We start from the raw sequence: 16,089 nt of genomic DNA on the forward strand, positions 1-16,089 counted from the left end.
TTCCGGAGTTCAGCGCATGAGATCGCATCGAGAGGCCCGGATTGCCGGGCTCAGCCTGGCGGCTGTTTACGCCATGTGTCTACTATTGACCGCAATCAGCATGACCTGAAGCGCAGGGCGTCCCGCAACTGCGCCGCAATATCGCTCTCCAAGACCGCTTGCCGCATGCGAAAATCGTGGCGCCGCGCAAAGCCCGCTCGTATGGTCTGTTCAAAATCATAATCCGGCGCCGTTGCGCCGGAACCGGGACGCCCGCGTTTTGTCAAAGCTCACCCTGCCGGTCCGGCTTGCCCTTCTGGTCACGGGGACGATGTTGCCGCTGATCGTCTTCGCGGTCGGCCTTGCCTATTCCAACTACCGCCAGGACCGCAGCGACGCGACGCAGCGCGTACTGGAAACGGTGCGAAGCATGCGCCTCGTGCTCGATTCCGAGGTGCAGCGGATGACCGGCGGCTTGCAGGTGCTTGCGCTGACGAATGCGCTGCGCGACGACGATTTCCCGAACTTCCGTCGCATCGCGCTCGGCTTCCTCGATCAGTACGGCAAGGGCGGACTGCTGCTGATCTCCGACCGCAAGGGCCGGCTGCTGTTCTCCTCGGCGACGGAGGACACCGCAAGCCTGCCGCGGCGCGGCCATCTGCAGACCGTCGAGAAGGTGTTTGCGACCAAGGCGCCGCAATATTCCGACCTGTTCACCGGCGCTATCAACGGGCGACAGGTGTTGACCGTCGAAGTGCCGGTCTTGCGCGACGGCGAAGTGATCTACGATCTCTGCTTCTCTCCGCCGGTCAGCATCTTCCAGCAGCTGGTCGAGAAGCAGCGGCCCGACCAGCTGTGGACCGTCTCGCTGCTCGACACCACCGGCACGGTGTTCGCGCGCGTGCCCAATCCCGGTGAGACCTTCGGCAAGCGCGCCTCGCCCTCGCTGTTTGCGGAATTGTTTCGCACGCCCGAGGCGAGCCTCTCCTCGATCTCGCTCGACGGCGTTGCGCTCGCGTCCGCCTACACGCGATCGCGACTGACGGGATGGACGGTCGCCGCGGGCGTGCCGGAAAGCTCGTTGATCGCACCGCTGTGGCGCAACATCGCGATCTCCAGCCTGATCGGCGGCGTGCTGCTGCTGATTGGCCTGACCTTCGCGGTGCGGATGGCGACCACGATCGCGCGCGGCGAGATGCTGCACAATCTGCTGATCGAGGAGCTCAATCATCGCGTCAAGAACACGCTGGCCCTGATGCAGGCGATCGCGGTGCAGACCTTCCGCAGCGCCAGCCGCGACGAGCGGACCAAGTTCGAGGGACGGCTCGGCGCGCTCGCCGAGGCGCACAATCTGCTCAGCCAGGAGAAATGGGCCGGCTCGGAGCTGCGCGACGTGGTCGCCCGCGCGCTCCAGCCGTTCCTGCTGAGCAATCCCGACCGTATCCGCATGGCCGGGCCCGACGTGCCGCTGTCGCCGCGGCTCGCCGTGGTGCTGTCGATGATCGTGCACGAGATCGCCACCAACGCCGCGAAATACGGCGCGCTGTCCAACGAGACCGGCCGGGTGACGCTGGACTGGGAGGTCATCGCCGATACACCGAAGCCGCGGCTGCGGTTGATCTGGACCGAGATCGGCGGGCCGCCGGTGACGGAGCCGGTGCGGCGCGGCTTCGGCTCGCGCCTGATCGAGCGCAGCGCCCGCGACCAGCTCGGCGGCGAGGCGACCGTCGACTTCCTGCCGCGCGGCGTGGTCTGCACGATCACCTGCGCGCTGGACGAGACGCGGTGAACGGGGTCGTGCGCGTGCCGGACGGGCCAGGACTAGGCATCGAGGTCGCCGCGAGGCGCTTGCGCGCTTTGCTGCGAGTTCTTACCCGATCGTCTGCAGCGCCGGGAACGTCTCCAGCAGCCAGATGCTCACATTCGAGACCGCGCCGGTGAGGAAGCCGATCCCGGTGATCACCATGAGGACGCCCATGGCACGCTCGACATTGACGAGCTGGCCCTTCATGCGTGCGAACAGTTTCGAGAACTGCTCGATCATCAGTGCGGCGATCAGGAAAGGAATGCCGAGGCCCGCGGAATAGACCGCGAGCAGCCCTGCGCCCTTTGTCACCGTCGCTTCCGCCGCGGCGATCGAGAGGATCGCAGCGAGGATCGGGCCGATGCAAGGCGTCCAGCCGAAGGCGAAGGCAAGGCCCATGACATAGGCGCCCCAGAGGCCAACAGGCTTGGGTGCGGTCAGGCGCCCCTCGCGCATCAGCAGGCCGATGCGGGTCAGCCCCAGGAAGTGCAGGCCCATGACGATGATGACGACGCCGGCAAGGATCGACAGCTCGGCCGACCAGGCGCGGATCAGGGAGCCGACCAGCGAGGCGCTGGCCCCCAGCGCCACGAACACGGTGGAGAAGCCGAGCACGAACAGCAGCGCCGCCATCATGATCGCGCGCTTGGAGGCCGAGGCCGGCTCCTCGCTCTCCACATGCTCGATCGTCGCGCCCGTCAGATAGATCAGATAGGGCGGAACCAGAGGCAGGACGCAAGGGGAGAGGAAGCTGACGAGGCCGGCAATCAGCGCCGCCGGGATCGAAACATTTTGCATGATGCAGTCGGAGCCATCTCAGGCTCTTTGGCCGCGCGCGGGGGATGCGCGCGCACCGGAGCCGAACGGCTCTGGTGTAGCCGATGCGGCATAATGCGCAACAGAGGCGCGATCAAACCAGGGCTCCTCCCGATGCCGCCTGCGATCACAGATGCGGCATCGGGACGCGCACAAACCTCGCCAAAAAGCGAGATCCGGCGGCGCGGCTACTTCACCACGCGGAGCAGCGGACGCCGGGGCTGGTCCTGCGTCTGCTTGGAAGGGGGCGGCGGTTCGCTTCCGGCGTTCCGCAGCATTTCGTCGCACAGCGCCTTGAGATCGGCGCTGTCAATTCCTTTGAGTTTCATCCGCACGTCGAGAATGACGATGGACAGAAGTTCGGCCGACTCACGGCTGTTGATCTCGTTGAGGACCTTGCGGCACTCCTCAAGTGTTTCCAGCACCGACTGCAACTGTTCGTCTGAATGCGACACCGGCGTTCTTTCCGTTAATTCGGCCTGTGAGACGTGTTTGTGACCACCCCTTCGGCCCCCATGGGTAACCGAGGATAGCATGAGGCCGTGGCGCCTCCGAACATGATTTCAGTGTGTTTCTGACTTGAAACCGCGGCATCTGCGAATATTGCGCGGCTGCGCTGCCGGCTGGTCCCGAAGCGGTCCATGGTCAAACGCTCTGCGCGCCGCGATTGATCCATCCCGGAGGGCTGCGCCGGCTCTTGCGCAAGGACCACCATTGTGGGCAGCGCCGACAATCCCGCAGCCATGTCTCGGCTCGCAACGGAACTCACGCTACACCCCTCATCCGGGCGATGGTCTGCCCGATTCCCAGCCTTTGTCCCAGCTCCCGGCAGCACTCCAATACCTCCCATTAGGTAGTAAGGATGACGTTCAAAACTCGTCATTCCCCAACCCGTCGTGGTTGTGGTTCGCGCCAGATTCTGCCAGTTTAGCGGACCGAAGGGACTTGTATGCACTCCTTGGCGGAAAGGGGCGTTCCTCTGGAGGAACGCCCGAAGGCAAATCTCAGCGGGCTCTCGGATTGGGATGCGGCCCGCATATTTCTGGAAGTCGTCCGTTGCGGCAGTTTCCGTTCGGCGGCCGAACGCTTGTCGCTGTCGATCAACGCAGTGCGCCGCCGGATCGATGATTTCGAACGCCAGACCGGCGCGACCCTGTTCACCCGCGACGTCCACGGCACTCATCTGACCGACGAAGGCGCGCTGGTGGTGTCCGCCGTGGAGCGGATGGAGGCGGCCACCTTCGACGTGCTGCGCGCCAGCGATTCGATGGCCAACGTCCTGTCCGGCGAGGTCCGGGTCGCCGTCACCGAAGGGCTCGGCACATTCTGGCTCGCTCCGCGCCTCGTCGAATTCCAGCAGGCCTATCCCAAGATCCTGGTCGATTTGCATTGCGCGATGCGCTCGGCCGACGTCTCCCGCCACGAGGCCGACGTCGCCATCCACCTGTCGCGTCCTTCGGCGCTCGACATCAAGCTGGTGCGGCTCGGCCGCATGCACCTGATGTTCTGGGCTTCGGAAAAATACCTTGAGAAATACGGCACGCCACGCTCAGCGGCGGAATTGATCAAGCACCGCCTGGTGCTGCAATTCGCCGATCAGCTCGCTGCCAAGGAAACATTCGAGAGCTTCTTTCCGGGCGTTCAGGAACGTGACCTTCTGGTCATGAAGACCAACGTCTCGAGCGCAAACTATTGGGCAGTCGCGAATGGCGCCGGAATCGGCGTATTCCCGAGCTACGCCATTGCGCTCGGCGGGAAGTTGATTCCACTGGAGGTCGAATTGAACCGACCGCTGGATATCTGGTTGTCCTACCATCCCGGTAGCGGCCGGATTCCACGCGTGCGGCACATGATTGACTGGCTGATCGAGGCTTTCAGTCCGGCTCGCTTCCCGTGGTTTAAGGAAGAGTTCGTGCATCCGCATGAATTCAAGGACTCGTATATGGGCGAACCCCTGACCCAGCTCTTCGGGGGATTTTCAACCGAAGAACAAAGGTGAAGACTAAAATGAAAGCAGCGGCGAAGAGAATGAAGCAGCGCAGTGCCGGCAAGCCGGACATCGAGCTTGGCAAGCGGATTCGTTTGCGGCGCGTCGAGATGAAGATCTCGCAGGCCGAGCTCGGCGAAAAGCTCGGCGTCAGCTTCCAGCAGGTCCAGAAATACGAGAAGGGCGTCAATCGCGTCGGCGCGGCTCGGCTTCAGCAGATCGCCTCCGCCCTCGACGTGCCCGTGACCTTCTTCTATGACGGCGACAACAAGGCGCGCGAGGTCGAGAGCCTGCTCTTCCTCGACAGCGCCTTCAGCCTCCGGCTGCTGCGCGCCTACAGCAAGATCAAGGACCAGACGGTGCAGCGTCAGCTCGTTTCGCTGATGGAATCGATTGCAGCGAACGAAGGCTGAGATCGGATCTGGCTGCTACGGCCGATGTTCAATCCGCCGCGTCGCGGGGGCGTGGCCGGATTGAACGAGACCACGGATTTGGGCTCGCGCGCATGCGCGCGGCCTTTCTCAGGGCGGCTTGGCCGCCTTTTTCTCGGCTATTGAGCCGCCATTCGTCGCGGATATCGCGAACCCATCCCACCCCTGGCGCGACCCAATCGAGAAGCCCGCATCGGACGCGCGGGGTTTTTGCCTGCCGTGCTTAATGGGACCTCAACTCTGGTGCCGTAATTTCCCGCCGGTTTGACCAATCGGCGCACGCGGCGCGGCGGGCCTTGGAATTGCCAATGCGAGCGCCCGTTGCGGGCCTCGTTCTCAAGGGGAAGACGGGACACATGTCGAAACGCGTTGCGATGATCATTGCCCTCGGCGTGCTCACGAGCGTCTCCGCGCTGGCGCAGACGGAGACCATTGGACAGGCCGGTCCCAAGCCGGCAACATCAGGTACGATGCCGGCCGCGGCGAACCCGGCCCATTCGGCCGCGCCGAAAGCGGCCGCGTCGACGCCCGCCTCGACGCCGGAGAGCCGCTCGGCCGCAGCCCTCGCGATGACGCATGAGCCGACCTATGACGAGGGTTCTGCCCAGCGCATCAAGGACGCGGCGCTGAGCTATTCGGACCTCGCGGTGCGCGGCGGCTGGCCGACGATTCCGGCGGATGCCAAATTCGGTGTCGGCGTCCAGGGTGCCAACGATGATCTGTTGCGCAAGCGGCTGATCGTCTCCGGCGATCCGGCGCCTTCGACCAGGATCTCGCGGGCGCCGTGAAGCGTTTTCAGGCCCGCCATGGCCTCGCCCCGACCGGCATGATGACGCCGCGCACGATCGCGGCGATGAACGTGCCGGTGCAGAAGCGGATCCGGCAGCTGGAGGCATCGCTGCAGCGGCTCGAGAACATGAATTTCGACTTCGGCCAGCGCTATGTCGTGGTCAATATTCCCGCCGCCTTTGCCGAAGCGGTCGAGAACGACGTCGTGGTGCGGCGTTATCGCGTCATCGTCGGCAAGACCGAAAAACCCTCGCCGACGCTGACGGCGCAGATCACCAGTGTCGTGCTCAATCCGACCTGGACGGTGCCGGCCTCGATCGCCAAGACCGAGATCTCCGCGCATATGCGGAAAGATCCGACTTATCTTTCGCGCATGCACATGGAAGTGCTCGACGCCCATGACAATCCGATCGATCCGCATTCGGTCGACTGGTCGGGCACGCACACGCCGAACTTCACCGTGCGCCAGCAAAACGGCACGTTCAACGCGCTCGGCGCGGTCAAGATCGACATGCCGAATTCCTATTCGGTCTACATGCACGACACCAACCAGCGCAATCTGTTCAGCGACGATTATCGCTTCGATTCCCATGGCTGCTCGCGCGTCGACAATGTGCGCGATCTCGCCGCCTGGCTGCTCAAGGACCAGCCGAAATGGAGCCGCGCCGCGATCGATGCGGAGATCGCCACAGGGCAGCATCTTGACGTCGCCATGGCGAAGAAGGTGCCGGTGGCCTGGATCTATCTGACGGCGTGGATGACGAAGGACCAGACCGTCCAGTTCCGCAACGACGTCTATAACCAGGACGAGCAGCTCCTGGAGGCCACTGCCGAAGAGGCGGCGTTCTTCAGCAATGCCGGCGGCCATCCGCTCACCGCGCACATGCATGTGACGCAATAAGCGCCTCTCGCGCCATGCAATCGCGGCACAGGCGGGTGCAAGGCCGCATGCCTTGCCGCGGTTGACCCGGGCCCGGCCGGGGCCGCACATTGCGCTCGGCCCATGACGAGCGAGCGCGCGATGCCCGACACTTTCAACCCGACCGAAACACCTTACGCCGACGGCAAGATCCTCAAGCGGGTCACTGACGGTGTCGGCGTCATCGTTTTCAACAATCCCGACAAGCGCAACGCGATGTCGCTGGAGATGTGGGAGGGATTTGGCGAGGCGCTGACGGCCTTGCGCGACGACGATGCAGTCCGCGTCGTGATCCTGCGCGGCGCCGGCGGCAAGGCGTTCGTCTCGGGAGCCGATATCAGCCAGTTCGAGAAGACGCGCCACAACGCGGCAGCGTCGGAGGAAACCGGCAAGCGCAGCGCCGCCCAGCGCGCATTGCTGGCCGATTACCCCAAGCCGACCATCGCCTGCATCCAGGGCTTCTGCCTCGGCGGCGGCATGCAGGTCGCGATGCTCGCCGACATCCGCATCGCCGCGCATGACAGCCAGTTCGGCATTCCCGCCGCGAAGCTCGGCATCGCCTATGGCTTTGACGGCTTGAAGCACCTGGTCTCGCTGGTCGGCCCGTCCTGGGCGCGGCTGTTGATGTATACGGGCATGCGGATCGATTCCGCCGAGGCGCTGCGCATCGGCCTCATCGAACGGGTGTTCCCCGACGATCAGCTCTGGGGCGAGACCATGGCGATCGCCGAGACGATCGCGCACAACGCCCCGCTCGCGATCAAGGCCGCGAAGATCACCATCGCACAGGTGCTGAAGGACGAAAGCCGGCGCGACATGAACGCCATCAAGGCGATCGGAAATGCCTGCATGGACTCGGCGGATTTTCGTGAGGGCCGGCAGGCCTTCATGGAGAAGCGCAAGCCGAAATTCTCGGGGAAGTGACGATCCAGTCGTTGCGAGCGCACACCTCTCACCACCGTCATTGCGAGGAGCTCTTGCGACGAAGCAATCCAGAATCTTTCCATGGAGGGATTCTGGATTGCTTCGCTGTGCTCGCAATGACGACGAGGAAAGACCCCCAACGCATTTGGAACCACGAGCCAGGGTGAATAGACATTCACCAAGATTAAATTCCTCTGCTTCCCGCATCGCGATAGCAACTACTTGATCCGCCGCAAGTTCTCTCGCCACTAACGAGGGAGATCGCGATGAAACTGAAATTTGCTGTTCTTGGTCTGGCTGCCCTGGGCGGAGCTGCGCTGGCGTCGGGACAAGCGCTCGCGGCGATGCCGAACGGCATTCCGCAGGCCGACAAGGTCGCAAGCGGCCCGGCGGCGAATGTCGACCAGGTACGGATGGTCTGCAATGCCTGGGGCCGCTGCTGGTGGCGTCCGAACTACTACGGCGCCTATGGTTACTACGGCGGCCCGCGCCGCTTCTACGGTCCCCGTCCGTGGGGCTACGGCCATCGCCACTGGCGCCGCTGGTGAGCAACGAAGGGGCCACAAGGCCCCTTTTCCTTTGCTCCGACTACAGCGCTCCCAGCACCGCCTTCGTGATATCCGCCGTGCCGTTGCTGCCGCCGAACTCCATCGGCTTGATGCCGCCGGCATAGACCTGGTCCACCGCGCGCTCGATCTGCTCGCCGGCTTCCGCCGCGCTCTCGACGCCGTGCTTGTCGGCGAGCCAGTCCAGCATCATAGCCGCGGACAGGATCATGCCGGTGGGATTGGCCTTGCCCTGCCCCATGATATCGGGGGCGGTGCCGTGGCACGGCTGGAACACGGCGTATTTGTCGCCGATGTCCGCCGACGGCGCCATGCCGAGACCGCCGATCAAACTCGCGGTGATGTCGGAGACGATGTCGCCGAACATGTTCTCCATCACCATCACGTCGAAATCCCAGGGCCGCTTCACCAGCATCGCGGAGCAGGCATCGACATAGAGCCGGTCGGTCTTCACATCGGGATGCTTCTTCTCGATCTCGTCGAAGATGCCGCGGAAGAATGCAAAGGCCTTGAACACGTTCGCCTTGTCGACGCAGGTGAGCGCACCCGGCTTGCCGCGCGCCTTGCGCCGCTCGGCGAGGCGAAACGAGAACTCGAACAGGCGCTCGGAGGTCTTGCGCGTGATCACCATGGTCTCGCGCGCGTCCTCATGGGTGACGACGCCCTTGCCCATCGAGGCGAACAGGCCTTCGGTGGACTCGCGGATCACGACGAGATCGATGCCGCGCTTGTCGGCACCGACGATCGGGCTCGGCACGCCGGGAATGAGTCGCGCCGGACGCACGCCGGCATAGAGATCGAAGATGAAGCGCAGCTCGATCTGCGGCGCGATCTCGGTGTTGTCGGGGTAGCGCACCGACGGCAGGCCGCAGGCGCCCAGCAGGATCGCGTCCGCCTCCTCGCACAGCTTGATCGTGGAGTCGGGCATCGACTTGCCGGTCGCGAGATAATTGTTGGCACCGGCCGGCGCCTCGGTGAAGCGGAAGCGCAAGTCCGATGTCTGCTCGATCTTGCGCAGCACCTCGATGGCCGGTGCCATGACTTCGGGACCGATGCCGTCACCGGCGAGCACGGCAATGTGGAAGGCGTTGTTTGCGGACATTTAGCGAGTTCCTGCGCAAAGGAAGAAGTGGTTCGTCATTGCGAGGAGCGAAGCGACGAAGCAATCCAGACTGTCTCCGCGGAAAGACTCTGGATTGCTTCGCTTCGCTCGCAATGACGAAGAAGAGAGCGTGGGACTACGGCGTCAGCACCGTGCGGCCGACCACCGCGCCCTGCTGCAACTGCAGCAGCGCATCGTTGGCCTTGGCGAGCGGTGCCGTCGTCACCGGGATCGGCGGCACCTTCTTGGTGCGGACCAGATCGAGCAGCTCCTGCGTCTCGCGCAAGTTTCCGACATAGCTGCCCTGGATCGTCACCGCCTTGATCGGGATCAGCGGCAGCGCCCAGGTCGCACCGCCGCCGAACAAGCCGACGATGACGAGCTTGCCGCCCTTGGTCAGGCAGTCGAAGCCGAGCTGCGTGGTCGCAGCGTTGCCGACGAGATCGATCACGGCGCGGATCGGTCCGCCCGCTTTCTTCGCGAGCTGCTCGAGCGCGTCAGGTGCCTTGGGATCGACGGTGGCGAGAGCGCCAGCCTTTTCCGCCGCTTCGCGCTTCCTGGCGTCGATGTCGACCATGATCGCGCCCTTGCCGCCCATCGCCTTCAAGAGCGACAGCGCCATCAGGCCGAGACCGCCGGCGCCGAACATCACGATCGGCGTGTCGAAATGCTGCTCGACCTTCTTCAGCGCGCTGTAGGTGGTCACGCCCGAGCACGCATAGGGCGCGGTCGTTGCGGGATCGAGGCCCTTGAGATTGAGCAGATAGCGCGGATGCGGCACCAGCATGTGGTCGGAATAGCCGCCGTCGCAATAGACGCCGAGCGAGCGCGGCGTCAGGCACATGTTCTCGTCGCCGGCAAGGCAGGTCGCGCATTTGCCGCAGCCGATCCAGGGATAGACGAGGCCGACATCGCCGAGCTTGAGGTCGCCCTGGTCGGTTGGCTTGACGTCGGGACCGAAGGCGAGGACTTCGCCGACGGTCTCGTGGCCCATGGTCAGCGGCAGATTGATGCCGCGATCCTTCAGCGACAGCGGCTTGCGGCCGTGGCCGAGATCGTAGCCGCCTTCCCAGATGTGGAGGTCGCTGTGGCAGACACCGGCGGCCTTCACCTTGATCAGCACCTGCGTGCCCGACGGCTGCGGCGTGGCTTCGTCGAACTCCTGCAGCGGCGCCTTGAAATCGGCAACCTTGAAACTCTTCATCGGCGTCCTCCCGCATACTTCTTGTTGTCCCGCCAGCATGCCATGGCAGGCCGGGCGAGACAAACCTGGACCTGTCTAGTTGACACCGGTGGACCGTGGCAAGCCGAGCACATGCAGGGCCGGATTGCTTGCCGCAGGACGATGTTCGTCAGCCACGCGCGGCGGTCTTGCCGGGCGGAATGGACGCGTCATCGGTGAGTCCGACCTCGCCGCGCAATTCGCGCGTGTGCTCGCCGAGCACGGCCATCGTCCTGCCCGGCGTGGTATCGGCGCCCGACATCCGGAACGGCAGATTGAGCACCTGGAACGAGCCGCCTTCGTCCTCGACGGGCGAGAGCGCCTGGCGGTGCGCGAGCTGCGGATCGGCCAGCGCCTCGGCCACGGTGCGATAGGCCGACGCCGGCACGCCGGCCGCGGCAAGCGCGGCGAGACAGGCCTCGGTCGACAGCTGCCGCGACCAGGCTTCGACACCGTCCATCAGGTCCGCCCAATTGCCGCGGCGCGCGCCATAGCTGGCGAAGCGGGCATCGGTGATCCATTCGGGACGGCCGATCACGCCCATCAGCAACTGGAACGTCTTCTCGCTGGCGATCGTGATCATGACATAGCCGTTCGCGGTCTCGGTCGGCCCGAACATCGGCCGCGGCGGCGGCTTGACCGCAAATTGCGAGCTCTGCAATTCGATCACCGTCAGGCTCAGAATCGACTCCAGCATGGAGACATCGATGTGCTGGCCCTGCCCGGTGACGGTGCGCTGATAGAGCGCAGAGGCAATCGCGCCGAAGCCATAGGTGCCGGTGACGACGTCGGCATGATAGATGCCGCAATAATCGGGGCGATTGCGGCCGGGCTGGTAGGCGAGATGCGCCATGTCGTAGCCGGAGGCCGCATGGATCACCGGCGCATAGGCCGGCAGCTCGGCCGACGGCCCGGTCTGGCCATAACCCGAGATCGAGCAATAGATCAGCCTCTCGTTGACCGGACGCAGGCTGTCGTAGTCGAGCCGCAGCCGGCGCATCACACCGGGGCGAAAATTCTCGACCAGGATGTCCGCGGTCGCGGCCAGCCGGCGCACCGCCTCCCTGCCGTCCTCGGATTTGAGGTCGAGCACGACGCTCTTCTTGCCGACATTGAGCTGGCCGAACACGGTGCTGCAGCCCTTGCGCAGCGGCGGCCGGGTCCGCATCGTCTCACCGCCGTCGGTCTCGATCTTGATGACCTCCGCCCCCATGTCGGCGAGCATCCGCGCGCAATGCGGGCCGGCGATGGTGGTCGAAAAATCCAGGACCCTGAGGCCGGCGAACGCCTTTGTCGTCGTCCCCTCATGCTTATCTGCTAACTGCATGCTTGCCGCGTCCTCGCCTGTGTCCTTGGGTCGCTTAGGAACAACCAATGTTCTCTTTTGTTGGTGCGTCGACCCTAGAGGGCAGCGGCTGAGTAGGAAAGTCTTTACCGAACGGACGCGACTTGTAGGCGGGCTTGGGAATTCCGGGACAACTGGACCCGTTCTTGCATAGCAGCAAACGGGATCGGAAGAGGGCAGCTGTTCTTGAGGGTCTTGTTCGTCACGACAGAGATGGACGACTTCGTCCGCGTCGGCGGGCTTGGGGCCGTTTCCGCCGCCTTGCCCCGAGCGCTCCGCCCCTTTGCCGATATCCGGGTGATGCTGCCCGGCTACCGCGACATCATCGAACAACTCACGCATATTCAGATCGTTGGCCGCTGTCCGGCCTTCGCCGAGATGCCGGCCTGCTCGCTGGGACGGGCCGCGACCAAGGACGGCCTGCCGGTCTATGTGCTGTTGTGCTCACAACTCTACGACCGGCCCGGCAACCCCTATGGCGACGAGTCCGGGCGCGACTGGCCTGACAACGACATCCGCTTCGCGCGGTTTGCCTCGGCCGCCGCTGAGCTGGCCATGGGCAAGCTGGACAAGAATTGGGCAGCCGACCTGATCCATGCCAACGACTGGCAGGCGTCGCTGGTGCCGGCCTATCTCGCCTGGCGCGGCGCCAAGCTGCCGTCGATCTTGACCATCCACAACCTCGCCTATCAGGGCCTCTTCCCGAAGGACTCGCTGCGGCGGATCGGCGCACCGGAGAGTTCCTTCCACATCGACGGCGTCGAATTCTACGATCAGCTCTCCTTCCTGAAAGCGGGCCTGGTCTACGCCTCGCACCTCACCACGGTCAGCGGCACCTATGCGCGCGAGATCACCACGGAGGAATTCGGCTGCGGCCTCGAAGGCCTGCTGCGCGTCCGCTCGGACGCGTCCGAGCTCACCGGCATCCTCAACGGCATCGACGAGAGCTGGGACCCGCGCTATTGCGCCCAGCTCGCCCAGCAGTTCGGCGCCGGCGACTGGGTCGGCAAGAAGGCCAATGCGGATTATGTGCGCAAGCAGTTCGGCCTTGCGGTCTCGCGCGGACCGATGTTCGCGATCGTCGCGCGCCTCGTGCACCAGAAGGGCATCGACCTCGTGCTGTCGGCCGCCGACGAGATCGTCGATGCCGGCGGGCAGATCGTGGTCACCGGCTCCGGCGAACCGGCGCTCGAGCAGGCCTTGATCAACGCGCATCGCCGCCGTCCCGACGCTATCGGCGTCACCATCGGCTTCAACGACGCCCAGGCGCGCCGCATTTTTGCGGGCAGCGATTTCACCTTGATGCCGTCGCGGTTCGAGCCGTGCGGCCTCAGCCAGATGTACGCCCAGCGCTTCGGCTCGCTGCCGATCGGCCACCAGACCGGCGGCCTTGCCGAGACCATCTCCGACGGCGAGACCGGATTCCTGTTCTCAAGACCCTCGCACGAATCCTTCCTCGGCGGCGTCCGGAGGGCCTTCGAGGCCTTCATGGCCCATGACCAGCTCGACACCATGCGCCGCAGCGCCATGGGGCGCTCGTTCTCCTGGAGCATCTCGGCCGGCAGCTACAGCGCGTTGTACAGGAAGCTGGCGTCGGCGTGAGGCCGAGGCGTTGTGAGGCGCGACCGCGCTGCCCCATCCTCCGTCATTGCGAGCGCAGCGAAGCAATCCAGAGTCTTTCCGCGGAGAGATTCTGGATTGCTTCGCTGCGCTCGCAATGACGATGTGGATAGAATGCGCACCTCACTCTCCTCTCGTGCCCCGGACGCAGCGCAGCGCGTCGCCCTTTGCGACGTGGTGCGCTGCTGAGCCGGGGCCCGAGAGATTGGGCCTCAGCCCTTCCCGCGCTGATCCATCTGCGGCCGGCCGATCCAGGCGCGGTTGAGGCAGCGGATCATCCAGTCGGGCTGAGCCTCGCCCCGCAACCGCGCCTGCGCTTCCTGGTAGGGGCTGGCATAGCGCAGCCGGCCAGGCAGTTTCGGATAGACGCGCCGGATCCATCGCAGCGCGCGGTCGGCAGACCTGACGTCCCGTTCGTCGAGCGCAAGGGCGAAGCCGGCGCGCAGGTGCTCCGGCAGCATCCCGGCGGTGAGCGCACGATACCAGCGCGGCGGCCGCAACCACGGTCGCGCACCGCCAAGGATCTTCGCGGCGATCTCGCGCGCGGCCGGGCTGACGGTCAGCGTCTCCGACTGCGCCATTGCCGCGGTATAGGCTGCAAAGCCAGCCCAGTCCGCCGGCAGATCATCGCCCGTCAGCCCGAACAGCGCGCCAAAGGTCCGGCTCTCCGTCCAGTAGCGCTCACGCTCCTCGATCGAGAGTGGCGGCAGAACCAAATCGTGCGCCATCAGCGCGGACTCGGTCAGCGTGGCATGAACCCAACGCAGCGACGGGATGTCGTTGGCGCAGTAGCGCGAGCCGGCCGCGAAGGGGCCGACGGTCTCGGGCATCTCGCCGACGATCATGGTGTGGCGCCGGTGCAGTTGCCGGGCCGACAGCAAGGCACGGTCGAGCGAGCCGAACACCATGGCGAAGACGACGTCGAAGGTGCGATGGAAGCGGCCGATCGGATCGGCAAGGGTCGTCGAGTGCTCGGCGATGGCGGCAGCGACCCAGGGATGCGCCAGTTGAAGCAGCAGCGCGCGGCCGGCACCGAGAAAGACGGCGGCTTCGCGGTCGATCCGCCAGGTCAGCGTGTCAGGACCGAACACGCCCGCAACCGGTCCCGCGGCGTCAGCACGGACCTTGTCGAGAGCCAATTCCAGATCGTTCGCGGACACCAATTGCAGGACCTTTCGAGGTCGAACCAAGGCCGACGATCCGCAAGGCCTGTGGCAATTCGATGAAGCGCGCGATCGCTTATACCCTATTCCGCAGCCATCGGCATCTCGTCCGCATGCTCGTGCAGCACCACGCCGGCGAGCGGATCGAATTCGCCGATCCACGGCCTGCGCGTGAGCACCGACTTCGTGTGAGCATAGCCGGCATGCCAGCGCCGCGTGATGCCGGACGGGCTGAAGTCGATGTCCTTGGTGTGGGTCTCGCGCTCGAGCTGCGGCGCCAGCAGCCGCACCACATGCATGCGGGTCGGACAGCCGTAGCTCATCAGCTCCATCACCGCGGGATCGTTGCGCTCGCTCTCGGGCAACCGCGCAGCAAGCTGGTTGATGACGTGGCGCAGGCGATGGGCCTGCTGCTGGCGCACGATCTGGCTGGCGATGCGGCTGGAATATTGCACGTCCTTATGCCGGTTCAGCACCTCCGCCATCGTGGTCGGCTCGGGGCCGACGGGATTCCACAGATGCACGGAGAAGATCAGCGAATCCCTGCGCGGGTTGTCGTCGAACACCGCTTCCGTCGGCGTGTTCGACAGGATGCCTCCGTCCCAATAGAGTTCGCCGTCGATGCGCACGGCCGGGAAAGCCGGCGGCAGCGCGCCTGAAGCCATCACATGCTTCACCGTCAGCTCGCCGTCGCGGCTGTCGAAATAACGCATCTCGCTGGTGCCGACATGGGCCGCACCGACCGTCAGTCGCGGCGCGCAGCGATTGGCGAGGTCGAAGTCGACCAGATCGGTCAGCGTCGTCTCCAGCGGCGCGGTCGAATAGTAGCCGGCGTGATCGGCGCCCAGCGGATAGGAATCCCCGGCATGCGCCAGCGGATTGGGGCGGAAGAAACCCGCGATGCCGTGGGTCACGGTCGACCAATAGGCCAGCTTCTCGTTGAAACCGGGAAACGCGGCGCGCCAGTCCCAGACCGGCTGCTGCTCCATCCGCTTCCAGAATTCCCTCAAGCGCGCGAGCCGGTTCTGCGGCGCGTTGCCCGCAATAAGGCTGGCGTTGATGGCCCCGATCGAGGTACCGATGATCCAGTCCGGCTCGATGCCGGCCTCGTGGAGCGCCTGGTAGACCCCGGCCTGGTACGAGCCGAGCGCGCCGCCGCCCTGAAGCACGAGAACGACCTGACCCGGCAGGTCCATACTCTTTCGTTGCGGGTTGTCCTGCATGCCGTTCATGTCTCGCTCCTGTCGAGTCTATGGTTATCATTCGCCCGGCGTAAGGAAATTGTTACGTCCTGCCGTTGTCGGCGATAGTCGGGCTTTTTGGAAATGCCGGCTGGCTTCCGAAACCATACGCGCGTGCTATAGCAGCCAGCATATCATTCCCCGCCCCGATCGGTTAGATTTCCGGCCGATCTCGCTGGGA

Annotated in this window: 15 protein-coding genes; 8 read left to right on the forward strand and 7 right to left on the reverse strand. The window is 64.9% G+C overall.

Going from position 1 to position 16,089, the window contains the following annotated elements:
• The first annotated feature begins 310 nt into the window (after positions 1-310).
• The gene (locus AAFG16_RS34905; RefSeq protein ID WP_342741016.1) at positions 311-1,768 is read left to right on the forward strand and encodes a sensor histidine kinase; all 1,458 of its coding nucleotides are present in this window, start codon (positions 311-313) and stop codon (positions 1,766-1,768) included.
• Positions 1,769-1,849: 81 nt separating this feature from the next.
• Here the strand turns inward: AAFG16_RS34905 and AAFG16_RS34910 are convergent, their stop codons facing one another.
• Both AAFG16_RS34910 and AAFG16_RS34915 read right to left on the reverse strand, forming a co-directional pair.
• The gene (locus AAFG16_RS34910) at positions 1,850-2,581 is read right to left on the reverse strand and encodes a cytochrome c biogenesis protein CcdA (protein ID WP_283080974.1); all 732 of its coding nucleotides are present in this window, start codon (positions 2,579-2,581) and stop codon (positions 1,850-1,852) included.
• Between the two features lie 206 nt (positions 2,582-2,787).
• Positions 2,788-3,054: a hypothetical protein gene (locus AAFG16_RS34915; protein ID WP_283080975.1), complete on the reverse strand. Its 267-nt coding sequence runs from the start codon at positions 3,052-3,054 to the stop codon at positions 2,788-2,790.
• 494 nt (positions 3,055-3,548) lie between these two features.
• Between AAFG16_RS34915 and AAFG16_RS34920 the strand changes: the two genes are divergently transcribed.
• The 6 genes from AAFG16_RS34920 (at position 3,549) to AAFG16_RS34945 (ending at position 8,197) form a co-directional block, all read left to right on the forward strand.
• Positions 3,549-4,598, forward strand: coding sequence for a LysR family transcriptional regulator (locus AAFG16_RS34920; protein ID WP_342732644.1), 1,050 nt, complete (start codon positions 3,549-3,551; stop codon positions 4,596-4,598).
• 29 nt (positions 4,599-4,627) lie between these two features.
• Positions 4,628-4,999, forward strand: a complete 372-nt coding sequence (locus AAFG16_RS34925; RefSeq protein WP_027558475.1) for a helix-turn-helix transcriptional regulator — start codon at positions 4,628-4,630, stop codon at positions 4,997-4,999.
• A 374-nt stretch (positions 5,000-5,373) separates the two neighbouring features.
• A complete protein-coding gene (locus tag AAFG16_RS34930) occupies positions 5,374-5,805 on the forward strand; it encodes a hypothetical protein (RefSeq protein ID WP_342732647.1) in 432 nt (143 codons plus the stop codon).
• Positions 5,802-6,707 (forward strand): L,D-transpeptidase family protein, encoded by a 906-nt coding sequence (locus AAFG16_RS34935; protein WP_342732649.1) that lies wholly within the window; start codon positions 5,802-5,804, stop codon positions 6,705-6,707. Before AAFG16_RS34930 ends, AAFG16_RS34935 begins: the two co-directional genes overlap by 4 nt.
• Before the next feature lie 120 nt (positions 6,708-6,827).
• Entirely contained in the window at positions 6,828-7,649 is an 822-nt protein-coding gene (locus AAFG16_RS34940) for an enoyl-CoA hydratase (RefSeq protein WP_342732651.1), read from the forward strand.
• A gap of 266 nt (positions 7,650-7,915) precedes the next feature.
• On the forward strand, positions 7,916-8,197 hold the full coding sequence (locus tag AAFG16_RS34945) for a hypothetical protein (RefSeq protein ID WP_283080979.1): 282 nt from the start codon (positions 7,916-7,918) through the stop codon (positions 8,195-8,197).
• A gap of 40 nt (positions 8,198-8,237) precedes the next feature.
• On the opposite strand, the gene AAFG16_RS34950 is transcribed toward AAFG16_RS34945, so the two are convergent.
• From AAFG16_RS34950 to AAFG16_RS34960, 3 genes are all read right to left on the reverse strand, one after another.
• Complete coding sequence (locus AAFG16_RS34950; RefSeq protein WP_342732653.1) at positions 8,238-9,317, reverse strand: isocitrate/isopropylmalate dehydrogenase family protein; 1,080 nt, start codon at positions 9,315-9,317, stop codon at positions 8,238-8,240.
• Positions 9,318-9,453: 136 nt separating this feature from the next.
• Entirely contained in the window at positions 9,454-10,521 is a 1,068-nt protein-coding gene (locus tag AAFG16_RS34955) for an alcohol dehydrogenase (protein ID WP_283080981.1), read from the reverse strand.
• 148 nt (positions 10,522-10,669) lie between these two features.
• Positions 10,670-11,866 carry a CoA transferase gene (locus AAFG16_RS34960; RefSeq protein WP_342732655.1) on the reverse strand — a complete coding sequence of 399 codons (1,197 nt, stop codon included), beginning with the start codon at positions 11,864-11,866 and terminating at the stop codon, positions 10,670-10,672.
• Between the two features lie 204 nt (positions 11,867-12,070).
• Between AAFG16_RS34960 and glgA the strand changes: the two genes are divergently transcribed.
• Positions 12,071-13,486, forward strand: coding sequence for a glycogen synthase GlgA (gene glgA, locus AAFG16_RS34965; RefSeq protein WP_283080983.1), 1,416 nt, complete (start codon positions 12,071-12,073; stop codon positions 13,484-13,486).
• 230 nt (positions 13,487-13,716) lie between these two features.
• On the opposite strand, the gene AAFG16_RS34970 is transcribed toward glgA, so the two are convergent.
• Both AAFG16_RS34970 and AAFG16_RS34975 read right to left on the reverse strand, forming a co-directional pair.
• Complete coding sequence (locus AAFG16_RS34970; protein WP_342741017.1) at positions 13,717-14,667, reverse strand: oxygenase MpaB family protein; 951 nt, start codon at positions 14,665-14,667, stop codon at positions 13,717-13,719.
• Positions 14,668-14,750: 83 nt separating this feature from the next.
• Positions 14,751-15,899, reverse strand: a complete 1,149-nt coding sequence (locus tag AAFG16_RS34975; RefSeq protein WP_342732658.1) for a patatin-like phospholipase family protein — start codon at positions 15,897-15,899, stop codon at positions 14,751-14,753.
• Between the last annotated feature and the right edge of the window lie 190 nt (positions 15,900-16,089).

This window comes from Bradyrhizobium sp. B117 (assembly GCF_038969555.1).
Classification (GTDB): domain Bacteria; phylum Pseudomonadota; class Alphaproteobacteria; order Rhizobiales; family Xanthobacteraceae; genus Bradyrhizobium.

Bases quoted from the DNA above. Each gene is read 5' to 3' on its own strand.
- AAFG16_RS34950 (WP_342732653.1), bottom strand. From the start codon at position 9,317: ATGTCCGCAAACAACGCCTTCCACATTGCCGTGCTCGCCGGTGACGGC.
- AAFG16_RS34940 (WP_342732651.1), top strand. From the start codon at position 6,828: ATGCCCGACACTTTCAACCCGACCGAAACACCTTACGCCGACGGCAAG.
- AAFG16_RS34955 (WP_283080981.1), bottom strand. From the start codon at position 10,521: ATGAAGAGTTTCAAGGTTGCCGATTTCAAGGCGCCGCTGCAGGAGTTC.
- AAFG16_RS34925 (WP_027558475.1), top strand. From the start codon at position 4,628: ATGAAGCAGCGCAGTGCCGGCAAGCCGGACATCGAGCTTGGCAAGCGG.
- AAFG16_RS34960 (WP_342732655.1), bottom strand. From the start codon at position 11,866: ATGCAGTTAGCAGATAAGCATGAGGGGACGACGACAAAGGCGTTCGCC.
- AAFG16_RS34975 (WP_342732658.1), bottom strand. From the start codon at position 15,899: ATGAACGGCATGCAGGACAACCCGCAACGAAAGAGTATGGACCTGCCG.
- AAFG16_RS34920 (WP_342732644.1), top strand. From the start codon at position 3,549: ATGCACTCCTTGGCGGAAAGGGGCGTTCCTCTGGAGGAACGCCCGAAG.
- AAFG16_RS34910 (WP_283080974.1), bottom strand. From the start codon at position 2,581: ATGCAAAATGTTTCGATCCCGGCGGCGCTGATTGCCGGCCTCGTCAGC.
- AAFG16_RS34905 (WP_342741016.1), top strand. From the start codon at position 311: ATGTTGCCGCTGATCGTCTTCGCGGTCGGCCTTGCCTATTCCAACTAC.
- AAFG16_RS34945 (WP_283080979.1), top strand. From the start codon at position 7,916: ATGAAACTGAAATTTGCTGTTCTTGGTCTGGCTGCCCTGGGCGGAGCT.
- AAFG16_RS34930 (WP_342732647.1), top strand. From the start codon at position 5,374: ATGTCGAAACGCGTTGCGATGATCATTGCCCTCGGCGTGCTCACGAGC.